The sequence below is a fragment of the Paenibacillus sp. LK1 genome, from assembly GCF_002750415.1.
In the GTDB taxonomy this organism is placed as follows: Bacteria; Bacillota; Bacilli; order Paenibacillales; family Paenibacillaceae; genus Paenibacillus; species Paenibacillus taichungensis.
Genome location: NZ_PEII01000006.1, coordinates 50,983 through 68,250, shown reverse-complemented (window position 1 = coordinate 68,250; position 17,268 = coordinate 50,983). Strand labels below are relative to the sequence as shown.

Below are 17,268 nucleotides of genomic sequence, written 5' to 3'. Positions count from 1 at the left end.
TGCCGCGGCTTGCAGAACGGGAGCCTTCATTCCTGAGGCTCCCCTTCTACATCATTCATCGCTATTCAGCCTTGGCCTTGCGGTATGCATCCATATATTGTTCCGCTTTGCGGCGAACATGACTCAAGTCCCCCGTCTTCACTGCTTCCGATGTAAGGTCCGAGCCAATACCTACAGCAACAGCGCCTCCCTTAATCCAGTCACCTAGATTGGACAAGGACACCCCACCGGTCGGCATAAAATTCGCTTGTGGCATAGGTCCCTTCATCGTTTTGATAATCGACGGATCGTAGAGATTACCCGGGAACAACTTCACAATATCCACGCCAAGTTCCAATGCACGTTGTACATCCGCAATGGTCATCACCCCTGGAAGAATCGGAATCCGGTACAGGTTGCAGATTTTCACAGTGTCCGGGTTCAGGGAAGGACCCACAACAAACTCGGCCCCTGACATAATCGCGGCACGCGCTGTCTGGGGTTCAAGCACCGTTCCAGCTCCAATAATGGCAAATTTCTCTGGATCTTGTGTGTTCCAATGGTATACACGGCTTAATTTCTCGATGGCTTTGAGGGCACTAGGCACAGTCATCGTAATCTCGATAATCTTGATGCCACCCGCGATGGCTTGTTCGGCCATGGCGATAACCTGATCAGCAGAATCTGCACGCAGAACCGCAACAACCCCACTGTCCGTTATTTTTTGTAGCAGCTGAAGCTTCTTCATTTCATTCTCTCCCTTGTCAATGTGGTTGTCTATTACAAGCCTTACATTAAAGAACGAAGATGAGACCTATATGATATCAGCAGCGACTAGCGCTCAACATGAGCTACATTGTTCAGCTTGGCCTCGACCTGCTCCCACGTCGGGAGCGCCTCCCAATCGCCAACAGCCTGTATTACCATGGAACCGGTCAAATTCCCGAGACGGGTCGCCTCCTGCGGAGAATATCCTTTGATAAGGCCGGACAAAAAGCCCGCACAGAATCCATCTCCTGCCCCAACCGTATCCAAGACATGATCTGCCTTGAAGTACGGAACTTCCGTTAGGGTACCATTCACCAATACGTAGGTCAAATCAGGGCCGCCCTTCACGATACAGACTGCATTCATGGCTGACAACCGCTCAAGTACTTTTTGATCATCTTCTTCGTTATACAGAAGTTTCATCTCATCCAGACCCGGCAAGAAATAATCCGCTTGCTCAGCCAGACGAAGCAGTACGGGACGAGCCCCTTCAGCTGACCACAGTTTAAGACGCAGATTAGGATCAAAACTCACTTTCACACCAGCCTGTTTGGCTATATGTATAGCAGCTTCAACAGTAGCAAGTCCCGACGCGCTTATTGCTGCGGTGATGCCTGTAACGTGAAGGATTTGCGCACCCGCGATATAATCCGTGTCCAGATCTTCAGGGGTAATCGCACTTGCAGCGGATAGCTTCCTATAATAGTGCACCGAGGCTTTCCCGGAAGCGTTCTCACGAATCATCAAACCCGTAGGCTCTTTGTCGCTCATCCTTGCTCTGGATACATCTACACCTTCACCACGAATAGCCTTCAAGATCATGTTACCGATCGGATCATTACCCAAGCGGCCAAACCAGCCGCTGGTATGCCCTAGTCGGGATACACCAATCGCCAGATTACTCTCCGCGCCCCCAAATGATTTGTCTAATGTCGCTGCATATTCGAGACCTCTTGTATCCTTTGCTGTCAGCAAACCCATGCTTTCGCCAAACGTAACAATTTCCGGGCTAGGGCGGGTATTCGTCGACATGAATTCTCCCCTCCTTATATTTACAATTTCTCATCTTCTTTCCCCATTGTCAGCCTCTATGCAACCGTTGTCAATCCCGGAGCGTTCATTTTGTTGTCACAGCTTTGAGAAAGGATAGCGCTTTCTCATGTGAAATATATCACAATTAATGTTACACATCCATATTACCCTTATTACAGTACCAGATTGCAATCGCCAAGGGTTATCAAGGGGGCTACAACATGAACAAACCGACCATCATTCACGACGATCAGGATTCCTTTTTTTACAACTTACGCTTTATGCTCATTGTCTGTGTACTAGCGGGCAATGCTCTTGAACCAATCATTACACGTTTTGCAGGAGCAGAGGCTATGTTTCTGTGGATATATACGTTTCACATGCCGCTATTTGTATGGGTAACTGGCTACTTTGCCAGACATTCACTCAAAGGTACTTCTGGCCGCAATGTGCTTAAGCAAATTGCATTACAGTACCTGCTGTTTCAGTCTCTATATGCAGTAATGGATTACACCGTATTCCACACACCTCATATGCGGTTGTCTTTCTTTGCACCTTATCTATTGCTCTGGTTTCTGGCAAGTCATTTCTGCTGGCGGCTGTTGCTTCGTATTACACTCTCCTGGAAACCAATCTATAGATTACTCGGTGCCGTGATGCTGGGAGTATGTGCCGGATATTTGCCCATTGACGGTTTCTGGCTGAGCTTCAGCCGAACGTTTGTATTTCTTCCTTTCTTTGTTATCGGGTATGACTACGGAGCGTCCATCCGCTCCCATTTGCGATCCGGCTGGGGCCGAAGAATTGCAGCTACGTTATCTGCTGCTCTTCTTGGTTGGATTGGACTTGGAGGGCTCAACATTTCACCAGGCTGGTTACTGGGAAGCATGACATACGCAGAGCTTGGACATCATGAGTGGTTTGCAGGAATTTACCGACTTGGAATCTATGCACTTGAAATTGGATCAGGAGCATTATTTCTCGCATGGGTCCCTTCATTCACATCCAGATTGACTGATTTGGGACGACGCACTCTGTATGTATTCCTTTTACATGGATTTCTCGTTCGCTTGGCGGTCTGGTCCGGGGTTTACAACTATATGGAGACCAGCTTGTACATTCCGGTAATTGTCTCCATTGCGTTATTGTTCGCTATAACGCTGGCCCACCCAGCCGTCCGTCATGCCTTTCGACCACTCGTTGAGCCCGATATTGCCCGCTTTCACTTCAATCGTCAGGGGGTATTAAAACGTTCAGCATCCTGGTTTAGATGAACTGTAATCCTGCTCCTTTTCATCAACATCGACTTGTTTCAGGCTGGAAATTATGTGGTAAGTAGGAATACGCGCTACAACAATCTACTTATGATATAAGGAGTGATTTGTAATGGCACGTCCACAGACGTCTGAACACAAAATGAGTCGCGAGGAAGCGGGTAGATTAGGTGGCAAGGCCACATCCAAAAAACATGATCGGAGCTTCTACCAAATGATAGGTAAAAAAGGTGGAGAAGCGACTTCAGATGCGCACGATTCTCAGTTCTATAAGGAAATTGGACGTAAGGGTGGAGAAGCAACTTCCGACACTCACAATAAAGAATTCTATCGGGAGATTGGCCGCAAAGGCGGGAGTAGTTAGCCAATCCCCATGGGTAGCGGTGAAAGATCACTTGAGGCAGTGCATCAAAATCAAGAAAGCTTCATTCCACTAATGGATTGAAGCTTCTTTCTATTGAATTGTAGAAATATGACGACGGTTGTGATAGACTCTATAGAAAAACCGGGTTGTTCACGGGTTTAAAGCAGCAAAGAACTTCACAAACTACGGGAAGCTCGAAACCAGTATCACTGGTCTATTTTTTTAGAGTACGGATGAAATTAAACGACAGATGCACTGCCATTTATATTTCCATTCATGTTGCTCAATATTATAAATTTGGGGGGAAATACACCATGTCAGCCAAGAAGATGCGTTCCGATATGATCAAAAAAGGTTTTGACCGTGCACCGCACCGCAGTTTGCTCCGCGCAGCGGGCGTTAAAGAAGAGGACTTTGGCAAACCATTTATTGCCGTTTGTAACTCTTACATCGATATCGTGCCCGGCCATGTCCACCTGCAGGAATTCGGTAAAATTGTAAAGGAAGCTATTCGTGAAGCCGGTGGCGTTCCATTCGAATTCAACACCATCGGAGTTGACGACGGAATCGCCATGGGACACATTGGTATGCGTTACTCGCTGCCAAGCCGTGACATTATCGCGGATTCCGTGGAAACCGTTGTATCTGCACACTGGTTCGACGGCATGGTATGTATCCCGAACTGTGACAAAATCACACCAGGCATGATGATGGGCGCACTCCGCTGTAATATCCCTACTGTGTTTGTCAGCGGCGGTCCAATGAAGGCAGGTCGTGACAGCAACGGTAAAGCTCTGTCCCTGACTTCCGTATTTGAAGGCGTAGGTGCTTATCAAGCTGGTAAAATCGATGACAAGAGCTTGCTTGAACTTGAACAGTTCGGCTGTCCAACATGTGGATCATGCTCCGGTATGTTTACCGCGAACTCCATGAACTGTCTGGCTGAAGCGATGGGACTGGCTATGCCAGGTAACGGAACCATCCTGGCTGTTGCTCCTGAGCGTCGTGAGTTTGTTAAACAATCTGCTAAACAACTGATGGAACTCATCAAAATGGATCTGAAACCACGCGATATCGTTACTGTAGAAGCCATCGACAATGCTTTTGCACTGGATATGGCTATGGGTGGTTCCACGAATACGGTACTTCATACATTGGCACTGGCTCATGAAGCAGGCATCGATTATCCAATCGAGCGAATCAATGAAGTTGCTAACCGCGTTCCTCACTTGGCCAAATTGGCACCTGCTTCCGATCTTCACATCGAAGATGTTCACAATGCGGGTGGCGTAAGTGCAGTTCTGAACGAATTGCTCAAGAAACCAGGTGCAATTCATGGCGACTGTATCACAGTAACAGGTAAAACGATCCGTGAGAACGTTGGAGGTCAGGAAATCCAAGATACAAATGTCATCCATCACCTGGATAACCCGCATTCCGAAAAAGGCGGCTTGGCTGTATTGTTTGGTAACCTTGCACCTCAAGGTGCCATCATCAAGGTTGGTGCTGTTGACGCTTCGGTTGGCGGATATCACAAAGGTCCTGCTATTTGCTTCGACTCCCAGGAACAAGCGCTGGAAGGTATTGCGAACGGCAAAGTAAAAGAAGGACATGTTGTTGTTATCCGTTATGAAGGACCAAAAGGCGGACCAGGTATGCCTGAGATGCTCGCTCCTACTTCTCAGATCGTAGGTATGGGCCTTGGTGCCAAAGTAGGTCTGATCACCGACGGACGCTTCTCTGGGGCATCCCGCGGAATCAGTATCGGACATATCTCTCCGGAAGCTGCTGAAGGCGGTCCAATCGCTTTTGTTGAAGAAGGAGACATCATTGAACTTGATCTGAACAACCGCATCATTGAATTGCATATCAGTGACGAAGAATTCGAACGTCGTCGCGCAGGTTGGAAAGGCTTTGAGCCGAAAGTAAAAACCGGTTACCTCGCTCGTTATTCCAAACTGGTAACGAATGCAAGCAACGGCGGCGTACTGAGTATCTAATTCAAGTATGAGATATCCGGTGAATTTCTATATCGGAAACATAAATAAAGGGTTGCTCTTCAGCCGACTTCGGCGAAGGGCAACCCTTTTCTTTATTTATTTCGCATTCAGTTTCGTTCAGGTACAAAATCCTGTTCAGGAACCAACAATTCCTCTGAGGACTGTTCCACTGTCGCTGCTACCATTGCGTGCTGACCATATCGATCCAGCAGTACATCAAGCGGCATGGCAATCATTTTGGGAACCAATTGTTCGGATCGCTGCTTCAGACGTTTCGTTCCAGCCGGATGAATGACGCTTAGCAGAAGTTTCAGATATACTTTGGATGCAGAACTGAACGGACCAGGAGCTAACTCCCGAACCGTAAACCCAAATTTCTCCGGTCCCCGGTTAATCATACTCACACCGTATAGAGCCTTGGCTGAACGAAGTTCAGGTTCAAGTGCGACCTGCCGGGCCAAATCAGGAAGCTGCTGTTCCATGGCCCGAATCATGCGAATGGCCAGATGCATACTTGAGCGTGAAGTCATACCTAGATCGAAAAGCTTTTTATTATCAAAATGAAGTTCTATAACCGGATCTCCGTTACGAATCACATGACCGTCATTCATTTCAACCAATGCTCCATGATATACGCGGGAGCGGTAGTGTAACAATGGGTCCTCTGGCGATGCTGTATGCAAATGATATACCCAATGAAACAACTTCTCCCAGCCTAGCCATAACGCCACAACCATACGTTTCCAAGGTGATAAATGTGTTTGTGGTTGACCTGTACTTTTAGATTCGCTCACCGTAACGCCTCCCATCAACGTATCGATGCGTACACTGTGCAAATGCTGCCTGTTTGCTTCCTGCAATACGACTTCGAGCGCCTGAAGCATCTGCTCCGGCGCGTGTGCATCAGCGCCTAGAGTAGTCCCTCGATCATGCAGTAACATGACCTCTCCGCCCCTTAGCTCCTTCAACATCCGTTCCGTCAATTTCTCAACGCCCACACTGCTTCTCCAGTCCTCAAACATGGACGACCACAGAATAATACGGCGATCTTTTTTACTGAAGAAATCAAACAGATTCATAATGCCCCATGGTGGACGATAATAACAAGTTTTTACCCCCGTTACCCCTTGAATAATCTGACCTGTTCGTTGAATTTGATCTCGAACCGTACGCGGCCGCATCAACCAATTCGTTTTATGAATATAATTATGAATTCCGAGAAGATGACCTTCCTCATGTATACGCTGAATAAGCTCGGGATGACGGGCTGCATGCTCGCCGACTACAAAAAACGTTGCCTTTGCTTCATACTGACGAAGTAAATCAAGCAATCTGGGTGTGTATTCCGGGTCCGGCCCATCATCAAATGTTAAGGAAAACTCCGTCTCACTTCTCCCGCGCCTGAACACACGAAAACCGAAAAGTCTGCTAACTAAACTCGGAATAAAGGCGTAAAACGATGAAATGTACAATAACCACAGTAATATGCTCTGAAGTAAATTTGTCATGCTACAAACTCCCCGCTTCTCTTGCTGAATTACCGTGCCATAATATAGCACTAACCAAAATAAACCGCCTTTAATTTTATCATAATTCAGCCTTTTCTTGAATCCTCTTTTCCCAAAAAGATAGCTATCGTGTACAATAAATGCATCCTAATTTTTACCTTAATGACGTATAAAGGAGCCCTGCCCATGCTGCCGCTTTACAAAAAATACGGGCGCACCGTCTTTGACATTGCGCTGCTCGTATTAACCGTGTACTTTATCATGTACGGTTTCAGTCGATTATATCAATTGGCTGCGCCAGTTTTTCTTTCATTTATAGTGTATTGGATGATCGAACCTCTGGCAAGATTTCTGCATCGCAAAGGATTGCCCAAAACCTTGGGTGCCGCCATTTCAGTGTTATTGTTTCTTGCAGTTATTGTTGCTGCCTTTTTTGGATTGGGATTAATTATCGTATCCCAAATTTCTAATTTGCAAGATAATTTCCCTTATTATATCGAGATGATTCAGCGTGAATTCACCAATCTGGTTTATTTCATCCAGGACAAGTCTGATGCCTTACCTGACGGAATAACCGATAAGGTTAATGACTATTTTGCTACACTGACCGGATTCCTCTCCAAATGGGTAACCAGCGGTGCGCAATTCGTCATCGGTTTTCTCAGTTCATTTTCTTCCTTTATTACTAATTTCGGGATTGCCATTATTCTCGCGTTCTTTCTCAGCATTGAAATTGAATCCTGGCGGAAATTTGCCCGGGCCAAAACGCCAAAAACGTTGAAGCTGGCTATTGATTTTATGCGTAATCATGTATTCAAGACGATCCGTTCGTATTTGAAGGCCCAGATGATTATGATGCTGATTACTTTTGTATTGATTTATGCAGGCTTGTTAATTCTGGGAACTGCCAATGCCTTCACCATCGCAGCCATCTGCGCCGTTTTTGACCTTGTACCTTTACTGGGTGTTCCAGTTATATTCATTCCGTGGATTGTGTATTTGTTCATTGTGGGGAATAGCAGCCTTGCGATTGGCCTAATTGTAGTTCTTGCTGTAACCATGCTGACACGCCAATTGCTGGAGCCCAAAATATCGGGTAATTCAATCGGAGTCTCTTCCGCTTACTTGATGCTTTCTTTTATGCTGATCTCGCTCTCCGTCTTTGGCCTAGCCGGTGTGGTATTGTCTCCGGTGCTGCTGATTCTGCTCAAAGAACTACTGCAACAAGGATATCTCCAGCAATGGATTCACTTGCCGAAGGATGAATTCGAATCTTCCCCATTAGTGATGGACACACCGGGTAGCACCACCTCTGGTATGAATGCTGAGCCTTCGGTGCAAGAACCTGCTCCTCCCGGTAATTATGAGGATTCAGCTAAATAGTCCATCACTTTTCTGAACATCGCCGTTGCTTGATGACGGCTGCTTGGAGCAACGTTTTGGACAAGGACAGCTACAGCATATTTAGGATGTTCCGTAGGCCCATACCCGATAAACCATTGATGGTTACGTTTCTCTCCGCGCTGCTGTACCTGTGCTGTGCCTGACTTCCCTGCCACCTGCCACCGTGCATGTTGCAGGGATTTTCCCGTTCCGTCACTAACGACCTTCTTCATCCAAGATAACAGCTGATGCGCTGTAGCTGGAGAGATCCGTCCTGCTGAAGATGGTGAATCATGTATCGGCATATCCAGCATCGTATCGCCATCAGCATATCGGATACGCTGAACAAGGCGTGGAGCACTCACCTTGCCATCATGCAAGAGTGTAACGATCAGATTGGCCGCTTGTAATGGAGTCACCAGAACGTCCCGCTGACCGATAGCCGTCTGTACCTTGGCTCCTTCATCCTGAGGAGACACGGATGGCAGTCTCACTCTTCCTGCTTCCTCGTGATCAAAATGATGCAGTACCGACATACCTGCGACCTGCTTCCCCTCCCAGCCAACTGGACGCGCCAATCCCAAAGCATCCGCCGTACGTTCCAACTGCTCCATACTTAACCGACGAGCAGTTTCAGCAAAAACAATATTGCAGGATTCGGCAAATCCCTGCTCTAGATTCAATGTACCATGTCCATGCTCCTTCCAGCATGACAGACCATATTTCCCCCACTCACCACCACAATGGAAAGTCTCCCCTTTGGATACAGCGTGATATTCCAACGCTGCCGCTGCTGTAACGATTTTGAATATGGAACCCGGTACAGCCCCCTGCACGGCACGATTTGACCAAGCCGTTTGTTTGGGGTCCACATGCTGCGGTTCATAGAACGGCGCCGAAACCATTGCACGTACGTCTGCATTGGCTGCATCCAGCACAACGATAGCTCCTTCCTTCATTCCGGACTTCTTCACAATCTGCTCTATCCCTTGCTGCACATCGATATTGATCGTCGTCTCTGCATGCAATGGATAGTGTGTATTGGAGGGGGCAATCACGCGTGGCTGGATATCCGGAATAACTTCTCCTGAACCTGTAACCATGCGTGTTAACAGGGTAGGCCCAATGCCCATCAATAAAGGCTCCATTGTTCTTTCCAACCCAGCTGCTCCAGATTTCATGGCAAAAGGCTGCTTCACCTCATTTTTGTGACCCGACTGCACATTCGAGAACCCAGGCTGTTCAGCAAGATAACCCAACCATTGCATGCCCGTAGCTGCTTGTCCATAACGTGTCATGAGAGGATACACACTCGCTCCGTCTGCCTTCAATTCACGTAGTCGGGCAACCTGAGAATCGGTCAACGTACTCGGCTGGTTGGCACCTGCTGTCCAGAAATGGGGTGCGTTCCCTTGACTCCATTCCTTTTGTAACGACTTCACATCAGTATGTAAGAGAGCCGCCAATTCCTTAACTTCCGAATTTACCATTGTGGATAGATATGCATGACTTGTTTGATCTGAATGCGGAAAAAGGACCAACCCCCATTCCAGCTTGCCTGTTAGGGGCTGCCCCTTATAATCGGTAAACTGTCCTCGTCCCGTATCCAGAACCACTCCACGCTCTCGCTGCAATACAGACATTTCACGAACGGTACGTTGAAATCCTGGCATCGTGCGGTTGATTTGAATGCCCTGAACCCAAGCCAAACGAATCATAAGCAAAATAAACAAACCCGTAAGAAGAATACATGTAATATAAATGCGCCGCTTCAGTTGTACATGCATCAGGACACCCCGTTCAGCGTTTTGGCATAGTATTCTTTATTCGGAATGGAATTATTCGGCAACAACAAGAAAACCTGTCCCTTATTAAGGACAGGCTTCTCAAATGAAGCAAACAGGTTCAAATTAGACTGTAAAGCGAGACAATGTATCTTTCAATTCTGTCGATACATTCTCTAGTTTTGCTGACAAATTCACCAGTTGGTTGCTGATATTTTGTTGTTCACTGCTCAAGGAGGCAACTTCCTGGGACGTTGCAGAAGATTGTTCAGCTACTGCGCTGACATTACTCATCGCTTCGGACAACGTACCTTGAGATTGATTCAAATCTCCGATTGAGCCGGTGACCATGCTCAGACTCTCAACAAAAGCACCCATTTGTTGCTGTACTGAAGCAAATATTACATTGGTATCTTTTACGGCATCCATCTGTTCCTTAAATAATGGATAAGCTGCAGACAGTTGATCTACCGTCTCATTCATTTCGGTCATAATCTTGTCTGTAATGTCGCCGACCATATCAATGGACTGTCTGGATTGTTCAGCCAACTGACGAACCTCATTTGCTACCACCATGAACCCGCGTCCAGCTGTACCAGCACGAGCGGCTTCAATTGTTGCATTCAAGGAGAGAATGTTCGTTTGTTTGGTAATATTCTGCATGACGTCAAGCACCTTCAGAACAGAGGATGTGCTCTCTTTCAAGGAATCCACTTTGTTTACCAACGCACCAATCATTTCTTCTGTCTTCTGTGTTTTGGTCATCAACTGGTTCAGATGCTGTGTACCTGTCTGACTGGATTTCTCTACATGGCGGGCTGAATCACCCATTTGTTCATTTGCGGCGACCACACTCTCCATCTGACGGGAGATATTGTCGGTCAATTCGTTTCCACGCTCCGCTTCTGTTGCCAAACTGCTTGCTCCACCTGCAATTTCTTCAGTGGCAACGGCAATCTCTGAAGCAGAGACTGCAGTTTTCTTGGATGCACTGCTTAGCTCAGAAGCAGTATCCAATACTTCCTGTGCAGATCGGTTGGTTTGCTCCACGAGTTTCGTAATTTGCTCCATCATCAGATTGAATGCAGCCGATAATTGGCCAATTTCATCCTGGGAGCTATAAGGTGTACGCACCTTGAGGTTCCCTTTTGCACCTTCTTGCATCAGATCTTTCAATTTGCCCATTGGGCGGGCAATCATACGAACCATCCAAATACCGATCAGTATCGCAATAACGGCATCAATCAATGCCATCCACAAAGTCAGTGTAAGAATACCCTTGGCATCTTTCACCAGGATCGAAGTTGGAACCATCCCAATCAGTTTCCAATCGGATGTATCCATGGTGCTGTATGAAGCCAGCATATTGGTTGAATTTCCATCCACCGTATACTCCGTATTTGTGCTGCCGGATTTTTCTTTCAACTCTTTTATAAATGCCAAATCTGTATCTTTCCCTGTACGATCAGCAATCGTTGAAGCTACTACCTTGTTGTCTGGAGCAATGAGCTGGAGGACTGCGCCTTCACCCAAGTCAAGTGATTTCAATTGCTGCTCCAGAACCTCCAATTTCAATTCAATGATTAACACATAGGACTGGGTTGTCCCTTGCAGGTTCTTCATTGAACGGGCAATTCGGAACGTTGGTGTGCTGCCATCCTCTTTGACTTCCGTTGGAAGCCAGCGATATCCACCTGCTTGTACCAGCTCGTCGTACCAGCTCTCATTCCGAATGTCGCCCATGGAAGAACTGCTGCTACCTGTGCCCATGGTAGACCTTGTTTCGTCTGTAGGCACAAGATAAATCGCTTCCATAGATTTATTCGTAAAAGCAATATTCGATAATTGTTTGTTGATGGAGCTTGAATTCACAAACGTATCATATGCTGACAAATTCTTATCAGACATTTTTTGAAGCAAAGACTGCATTTCCGGATCGAAGAAAATTTGTGTAGATGTGTCTACAAACCGTTCCAGGATAATGTCCATTTTTTGTTTGGTTTGTTCAATCGTTTCCTGATTTGATCGGGATGCATTCTTCTCAATCGTATCTTTGGCTTTAGCATAGGATAATAGACCTAAACCAATAACAAAAAACATGATTCCTACAAAAAAGACCAAAAACAGCTTAACGCCTACCGATTTAACCGGATTAGCCTTCTTAATCTGTGTAAACGTGGTTCCCCCAACATTTTTCCAGTTCTGCTTTTTCAACTGGTTTTTGGTCTTGTTCCACCCCGACTTCAGCTTACCTGAGTTCAATGTAAAAGACTTTTTGCCTAAGGCATCCCCTGTCTTACTTTTAACACCTTTTTCTTTCTTCACTTTCTGAACCTTCTCGGGCTTAACCTTCTCGGGTGTTGTCAACTCTTCCCCACTGTCCTTCTGCTTCTTTTGAACCAATCCCATTCACCTGCCAGTAATTTACTTGTTAGATTTTTCTTTCTCTCCCCTATAAATATGTAGTATTCGACAGCTTTCTCCTTTCCCCTTTCGTTTTTTCGAAATTTATTACAACTTTTTTCCTATTTTTCTATAAAAAAAAGACCCCCATATACCGATATACGGAGGTCGAATTTGTAAATTTTATAACACTATATTGTTAAAACATAATATTATTTTGTTAAAAACTAGGCATTTGAACCTACTTCTTTTTTCTCATCATATCAAAGTAGGACACAGGCTGATCCACCTTCATTTTTACACGCTGTAACGGGTGACGGGCTGCATCGATTACGTTGCCTTCTTCATCCTGCAATTCCCCAACCACCTGTTTGAAAAAGTGGCCTCCCGGACCGAAAAATTCGATCTCCTGTCCAGGTTTGAAATGATTGCGCTGTTGAATGGTCGCCATTCCTGTAGCCGCATCATAGTCCATAACCAATCCAGCAAAGTCAAAAGGTACCGCTTTTTCTTCCGGTTCATAGATGTGATCCTCATGATCCGGTGTATCATAGAAAAATCCGGTATTCAGTGGACGATTCGCTGCCTTGTTCATTTCCTCTACCCACTCAGGCTTCAATACATAGTTCTCCGGGTCAGCCATATAAGAATCGATAGCCTGACGATATACGTTAACCACGGTAGCCACGTAGTGAATCGACTTCATGCGGCCTTCGATTTTGAAGCTATCCACACCAACATCAATCAGCTCAGGAATATGCCCAATCATACACAGATCCTTCGAACCCATGGAAAAAGAATTGTCCTGTTCCTGGAATAGGGGCAGCTGGTTCTCGCCCAATTTGAATGGTGCAGGTGCCTGCATTTGCATTTCTTCTTCGCTGACCCACACGGTATCTTCCCGGGCATCTTCAAAGAGATCATACTTCCAGCGGCAGGATTGGCAGCAGCCACCCCGGTTGGAGTCACGATCCGTAAAATGGTTGGACAACACACAACGTCCGGAATATGACGAACACATCGCTCCATGAATAAAGGCTTCGATCTCGATATCCACATTGGCTTTGATTTCTTCAATCTCCTCAAAGCTTGTCTCACGACCAAGAACGACGCGTGGAAGACCTTCATCCTTCCAGAACTTCACAGCTTGCCAGTTCAGAGTGGATTGTTGTGTACTCAAATGCACTTCCAGACCCGGTACTGCACGCTGAGCCACTTCAATAATTGCTGGATCTGCTACGATAATAGCTGCAATTCCTGCATCATACAAGTTTTGCAAATACGCTTGAATACCTTCGATATCTTCATTATGAGCATAAATATTGGTTGCCACGAAAACTTTGGCTCCATATTTTTTGGCGAATTCCACACCCTCGCGCATTTCTTCAAAGCTAAAGTTATCCGCGTTGGAACGCAATCCGTATGCCTGTCCACCGATATACACAGCATCCGCACCATAATGGATTGCAAATTTAAGTTTTTCCAGATTGCCCGCCGGAGCAAGCAACTCCGGTTTGTCCAGACGGTTACGTTTACCCGAGAACTTCCGCTGTACCGCCACTGTTTCCATGTTGTTCACCTCGTCTATTAATACACCTGTTCTTTATAGAAAAATCCAAACGACAATTCCCGTTCAGGGTCCTGCAATTGACGAACCTCGTCCAGCCATCCTTCACAAAATGCATAAGCATCGGCATCAGCCGCATAACTATCCAGAGCTATACGGTATGCACGTACAACAGCTTCGTTATACGCAAGTGGTTTTAACATGCCTTCGATTTTAAAGCTGTGTACCCCGGCCTCCATCAACAGATGAAGATCTTCGAGAATACAGATATCCTCGGAGCTCATAATGTGAGTTCCGTTCACATCTTCATAGATCGGGAACTTCTCATCCCGACGTTCAGCCTCGATCAGAAATAAACCACGCTCTTTACCCAAATGCCCATCTACAGGACGCCCTTGATGGGACATATAACTTTGCACCAGACTCCGTTTGGAATGATAAATGTTCGTCATGCCATGCACTTGAACCTGGGCTTCTACCTTCAGGAATGGAACCATTTCCGTCAGCTCGTCCATATTCAACTCCCGAGCAAGCACAACACGACTCGCGCCTTTGGTTCCCCAGTAGTTGGCTGTTGCATAGTTGGTCGATGTCATCTCAGCGTTCCAGTGCAGCTGGATATGAGGAGCATGCTCCTTAATAGCGGCGAGCACAGAAGGGTCGTTGAACTCCACCCCATGAACACCGATTTTACCCAGTGCTTGAACATATTCAGGTAATTCCTTTAACAACTCATTGGACATCAGATTGTTCATAGACACGTATACACGAGCCTGATGTTTCGCTGCAACGGCAACGACCTCTGCTGTTTCTTCCACACTGAAGCTGCCGGGAAGACGCATGCCGAAGCGATCATCCCCAATTAACAAAGCATCTGCTCCTGCTTGAAGCAGCACCTCTGCCTCGTTCACATTTGCCGCCGTAACGAGCAGTTCATGTTTCGTACTCATATACATCCCCTCCGCTTATTGCGCAGCCTTACTTTTGGCTATATTTTGCTGATGTTCCTTATACGTTTTGGCAAACAGATGTCCAGACGAGCCATCCTTTTTCGTCACATAGAACAGATACTCCGAAGCTTCCGGATTTAGCGCTGCCTCAATGGACGGAAGACTTGGACTGGCAATTGGACCTGGTGGCAACCCTTTGTTCAGATACGTATTATAGGGACTCTGTACCTTCAGATCCTTGAAAAACAACCGCTCCTTCGGCTTGTCGAGCAGATATTGCACGGTAGCATCAATCTCCAGCTTCATATCCTGATTAATCCGATTGTAGATTACCCCGGCAACCAGAGCACGTTCCTCATCCACTACAACTTCTTTTTCCACTAGTGACGCAATGGTCAGCAGTTCATGCAGGGAAAGGTTCTTCTCTTGGAGCTTGGCTTCCAAATCAGGAATGGAATTAATCTTGGTCTGAAATTCTTCCAACATCCGTTGCATCACATCATGCGTGGAACTTCCCTTTTTCAGCTCATACGTTTCCGGGAACAGATACCCTTCCAATACGTAGCGAAGTTCTTCATCCACTGGAATATTTTTGACGAAATCTACATCAAAAGCCGAAGGATCATTAGCCAGCTTGATGAATTCATCTCGATCTACGACATGCTCATAAGAAAGCTTACCCGCCATTTGCAAAACGGTATAACCCTCCGGAATCGTAAATTTCACCATTTCCTCAGGCACAACTTCACCGTTACTTAACTTATTAATAATCTCATCGTATGACACACCTGGATTTAAGGAATATGTACCTGCCATAAAATTCGATCCTTGTTTCTTCCATTTCAGGTATCCCTTAAATGCTAAACCACTTCGAATCAGACCTTCCTGCTCCAACTGGTCGGCAATTTTGGAAGTTCCTGACCCGCTCTTGATCTCGAAAACGATCGGTTCTGTGGATGCTTGTACGGGACGCATCATGCTCCAGACATATACGCCAGCGCCTCCAGCAACAACCACGACGATAAGCAGAAAGACTAAAATCGCTTTTCCTTTCAAAAAAGACACAACTCCTTTACACAACCAAAAAGAGCGGACTTCTCCGCCCTTCCGGTTTCTTCAATTTGAAGCTGATCAATCAATCTTCGTCAATGGGGAGTGTACACTCATCATACAGTTCAGAGATGTTCTCCCACTCATCATCATCGTCAATCGTAACTAATTCCGGCATGATCTGGCCTTCACTTCCCGGTAAAACCCGCAAAAGTTCAACTTCGTCATAAGGACGTAATGAACTGCGGAGCACCGCATACTGTTGGCCCTTCACTTCAAACTCAGCCAGCAGGTCATACGGATGCGATTTACCGTTCTCTTCTTCCAGCTCAACGTGAGCACCAAAAGCCAGACGCAGCGAATCTGTCCATTTCAAGTCTTCGCGGCTGTATTCTGTCATTTAGTTCGCTTCCTCTTCATCTTCTGCAAGAAATGTATTAAACGTCTCCTCGACGATATCCCATTCGGCATCATCTTGGATGACGAAAAGTTTGATATCGTCGCCCTCTTCTTCATAACGGAATGCATAAACATCCGTCTCTCCATCTTCGGGTTCAACCGGAGCAACCATCATGTACTTGGCCTCCGAACCGTCCACTTCGAATTTCATGATGACTTCGAATTCCTCTTCATTACCCTCGTCATCCGCAATGTAAATAATCTCCGATTCTTCTTCCATACCCAGTTGATCTTCAGCCATTGTTGATCCCCCTCACCTTTTACTATTGGCATCCAAATAATTTTGCAAAATCAAGCTTGCGGCCATTTTGTCCACAACCTGCTTGCGTTTTTTGCGACTGACATCCGCTTCAAGCAACGTTCGTTCTGCTGCCATGGTTGTCAGTCGTTCATCCCAAAGGTGAACAGGTAAATTCAGTTCGCCCCGCAGGCGTTCGGCAAAAGCAATGCATATTTCACCACGCGGCCCTACGGTGCCGTTCATGTTTTTGGGAAGTCCGACAACAATCTCGCCGATCTCATGCTCACGCACAAGCTCCGCAATCCGAGCGAACTCACCTTCATCCCGGCGGCGTTCAAGTACTTCCAATCCCTGGGCAGTCCAACCGAAGGCGTCACTAGCGGCAACTCCGATTCTCCGGTCCCCATAGTCCAAACCTAATATTTTCATCCATGCTCTCCCATCCTCAAGCCTGCTCAGGTCGAACAATATTCGCCTTCTCAAGCTTCAGGCTGTCTTCTGTCGGT

14 protein-coding genes and 1 pseudogene are annotated in these 17,268 nt (G+C 46.4%); 4 read left to right on the top strand and 11 right to left on the bottom strand.

Going from position 1 to position 17,268, the window contains the following annotated elements; translation table 11 throughout:
* Positions 1 to 61 precede the first annotated feature (61 nt).
* Together CS562_RS14985 and CS562_RS14980 are read right to left on the bottom strand one after the other, a co-directional pair.
* Positions 62 to 727, bottom strand: coding sequence for a bifunctional 2-keto-4-hydroxyglutarate aldolase/2-keto-3-deoxy-6-phosphogluconate aldolase (locus tag CS562_RS14985; RefSeq protein ID WP_099856803.1), 666 nt, complete (start codon positions 725 to 727; stop codon positions 62 to 64).
* A gap of 86 nt (positions 728 to 813) precedes the next feature.
* Positions 814 to 1,779 (bottom strand): sugar kinase, encoded by a 966-nt coding sequence (locus CS562_RS14980; RefSeq protein ID WP_099856801.1) that lies wholly within the window; start codon positions 1,777 to 1,779, stop codon positions 814 to 816.
* Between the two features lie 221 nt (positions 1,780 to 2,000).
* On the opposite strand from CS562_RS14980, the gene CS562_RS14975 reads away from it, so the two are divergent.
* The 3 genes and pseudogenes from CS562_RS14975 (at position 2,001) to ilvD (ending at position 5,417) form a co-directional block, all read left to right on the top strand.
* Positions 2,001 to 3,053, top strand: a complete 1,053-nt coding sequence (locus CS562_RS14975) for an acyltransferase family protein (protein ID WP_099856799.1) — start codon at positions 2,001 to 2,003, stop codon at positions 3,051 to 3,053.
* A gap of 112 nt (positions 3,054 to 3,165) precedes the next feature.
* Positions 3,166 to 3,414 (top strand): annotated as a pseudogene (locus CS562_RS14970) (KGG domain-containing protein); the annotation flags it as partial.
* 317 nt (positions 3,415 to 3,731) lie between these two features.
* Positions 3,732 to 5,417 (top strand): dihydroxy-acid dehydratase, encoded by a 1,686-nt coding sequence (ilvD, locus tag CS562_RS14965; RefSeq protein ID WP_099856797.1) that lies wholly within the window; start codon positions 3,732 to 3,734, stop codon positions 5,415 to 5,417.
* Between the two features lie 107 nt (positions 5,418 to 5,524).
* Here ilvD and CS562_RS14960 read toward each other — a convergent pair whose 3' ends face one another.
* Positions 5,525 to 6,925, bottom strand: coding sequence for a polysaccharide deacetylase family protein (locus tag CS562_RS14960; protein WP_076287774.1), 1,401 nt, complete (start codon positions 6,923 to 6,925; stop codon positions 5,525 to 5,527).
* 186 nt (positions 6,926 to 7,111) lie between these two features.
* Here CS562_RS14960 and CS562_RS14955 point away from each other — a divergent pair, with 186 nt between their 5' ends.
* A complete protein-coding gene (locus tag CS562_RS14955; protein WP_076287773.1) occupies positions 7,112 to 8,308 on the top strand; it encodes an AI-2E family transporter in 1,197 nt (398 codons plus the stop codon).
* Here CS562_RS14955 and CS562_RS14950 read toward each other — a convergent pair.
* The 8 genes from CS562_RS14950 to ruvX form a co-directional block, all read right to left on the bottom strand.
* Positions 8,287 to 10,095, bottom strand: coding sequence for a peptidoglycan D,D-transpeptidase FtsI family protein (locus CS562_RS14950; RefSeq protein WP_180287143.1), 1,809 nt, complete (start codon positions 10,093 to 10,095; stop codon positions 8,287 to 8,289). The two genes, CS562_RS14955 and CS562_RS14950, sit on opposite strands and share 22 nt — an antisense overlap.
* Positions 10,096 to 10,218: 123 nt before the next feature.
* Positions 10,219 to 12,501 (bottom strand): methyl-accepting chemotaxis protein, encoded by a 2,283-nt coding sequence (locus tag CS562_RS14945; RefSeq protein WP_180287142.1) that lies wholly within the window; start codon positions 12,499 to 12,501, stop codon positions 10,219 to 10,221.
* 235 nt (positions 12,502 to 12,736) lie between these two features.
* A complete protein-coding gene (locus tag CS562_RS14940) occupies positions 12,737 to 14,065 on the bottom strand; it encodes a peptidase U32 family protein (protein ID WP_076287770.1) in 1,329 nt (442 codons plus the stop codon).
* A 17-nt stretch (positions 14,066 to 14,082) separates the two neighbouring features.
* On the bottom strand, positions 14,083 to 15,012 hold the full coding sequence (locus CS562_RS14935) for a peptidase U32 family protein (protein ID WP_099856795.1): 930 nt from the start codon (positions 15,010 to 15,012) through the stop codon (positions 14,083 to 14,085).
* Positions 15,013 to 15,027: 15 nt separating this feature from the next.
* Positions 15,028 to 16,068, bottom strand: coding sequence for an endolytic transglycosylase MltG (gene mltG, locus CS562_RS14930; RefSeq protein WP_257219492.1), 1,041 nt, complete (start codon positions 16,066 to 16,068; stop codon positions 15,028 to 15,030).
* A 79-nt stretch (positions 16,069 to 16,147) separates the two neighbouring features.
* Positions 16,148 to 16,462, bottom strand: coding sequence for a DUF1292 domain-containing protein (locus CS562_RS14925; protein WP_024633076.1), 315 nt, complete (start codon positions 16,460 to 16,462; stop codon positions 16,148 to 16,150).
* Complete coding sequence (locus tag CS562_RS14920) at positions 16,463 to 16,762, bottom strand: DUF1292 domain-containing protein (RefSeq protein WP_024633075.1); 300 nt, start codon at positions 16,760 to 16,762, stop codon at positions 16,463 to 16,465. It abuts the gene before it with no gap.
* A gap of 12 nt (positions 16,763 to 16,774) precedes the next feature.
* On the bottom strand, positions 16,775 to 17,191 hold the full coding sequence (ruvX, locus tag CS562_RS14915) for a Holliday junction resolvase RuvX (RefSeq protein WP_076287768.1): 417 nt from the start codon (positions 17,189 to 17,191) through the stop codon (positions 16,775 to 16,777).
* Positions 17,192 to 17,268 lie beyond the last annotated feature (77 nt).

Excerpts from the sequence above, each read along its gene's own strand:
- CS562_RS14985 (WP_099856803.1), bottom strand. The coding sequence starts at position 727 with ATGAAGAAGCTTCAGCTGCTACAAAAAATAACGGACAGTGGGGTTGTT.
- CS562_RS14980 (WP_099856801.1), bottom strand. The coding sequence starts at position 1,779 with ATGTCGACGAATACCCGCCCTAGCCCGGAAATTGTTACGTTTGGCGAA.
- CS562_RS14975 (WP_099856799.1), top strand. The coding sequence starts at position 2,001 with ATGAACAAACCGACCATCATTCACGACGATCAGGATTCCTTTTTTTAC.
- ilvD (WP_099856797.1), top strand. The coding sequence starts at position 3,732 with ATGTCAGCCAAGAAGATGCGTTCCGATATGATCAAAAAAGGTTTTGAC.
- CS562_RS14960 (WP_076287774.1), bottom strand. The coding sequence starts at position 6,925 with ATGACAAATTTACTTCAGAGCATATTACTGTGGTTATTGTACATTTCA.
- CS562_RS14955 (WP_076287773.1), top strand. The coding sequence starts at position 7,112 with ATGCTGCCGCTTTACAAAAAATACGGGCGCACCGTCTTTGACATTGCG.
- CS562_RS14950 (WP_180287143.1), bottom strand. The coding sequence starts at position 10,095 with ATGCATGTACAACTGAAGCGGCGCATTTATATTACATGTATTCTTCTT.
- CS562_RS14945 (WP_180287142.1), bottom strand. The coding sequence starts at position 12,501 with ATGGGATTGGTTCAAAAGAAGCAGAAGGACAGTGGGGAAGAGTTGACA.
- CS562_RS14940 (WP_076287770.1), bottom strand. The coding sequence starts at position 14,065 with ATGGAAACAGTGGCGGTACAGCGGAAGTTCTCGGGTAAACGTAACCGT.
- CS562_RS14935 (WP_099856795.1), bottom strand. The coding sequence starts at position 15,012 with ATGAGTACGAAACATGAACTGCTCGTTACGGCGGCAAATGTGAACGAG.
- CS562_RS14925 (WP_024633076.1), bottom strand. The coding sequence starts at position 16,462 with ATGACAGAATACAGCCGCGAAGACTTGAAATGGACAGATTCGCTGCGT.
- CS562_RS14920 (WP_024633075.1), bottom strand. The coding sequence starts at position 16,762 with ATGGCTGAAGATCAACTGGGTATGGAAGAAGAATCGGAGATTATTTAC.
- ruvX (WP_076287768.1), bottom strand. The coding sequence starts at position 17,191 with ATGAAAATATTAGGTTTGGACTATGGGGACCGGAGAATCGGAGTTGCC.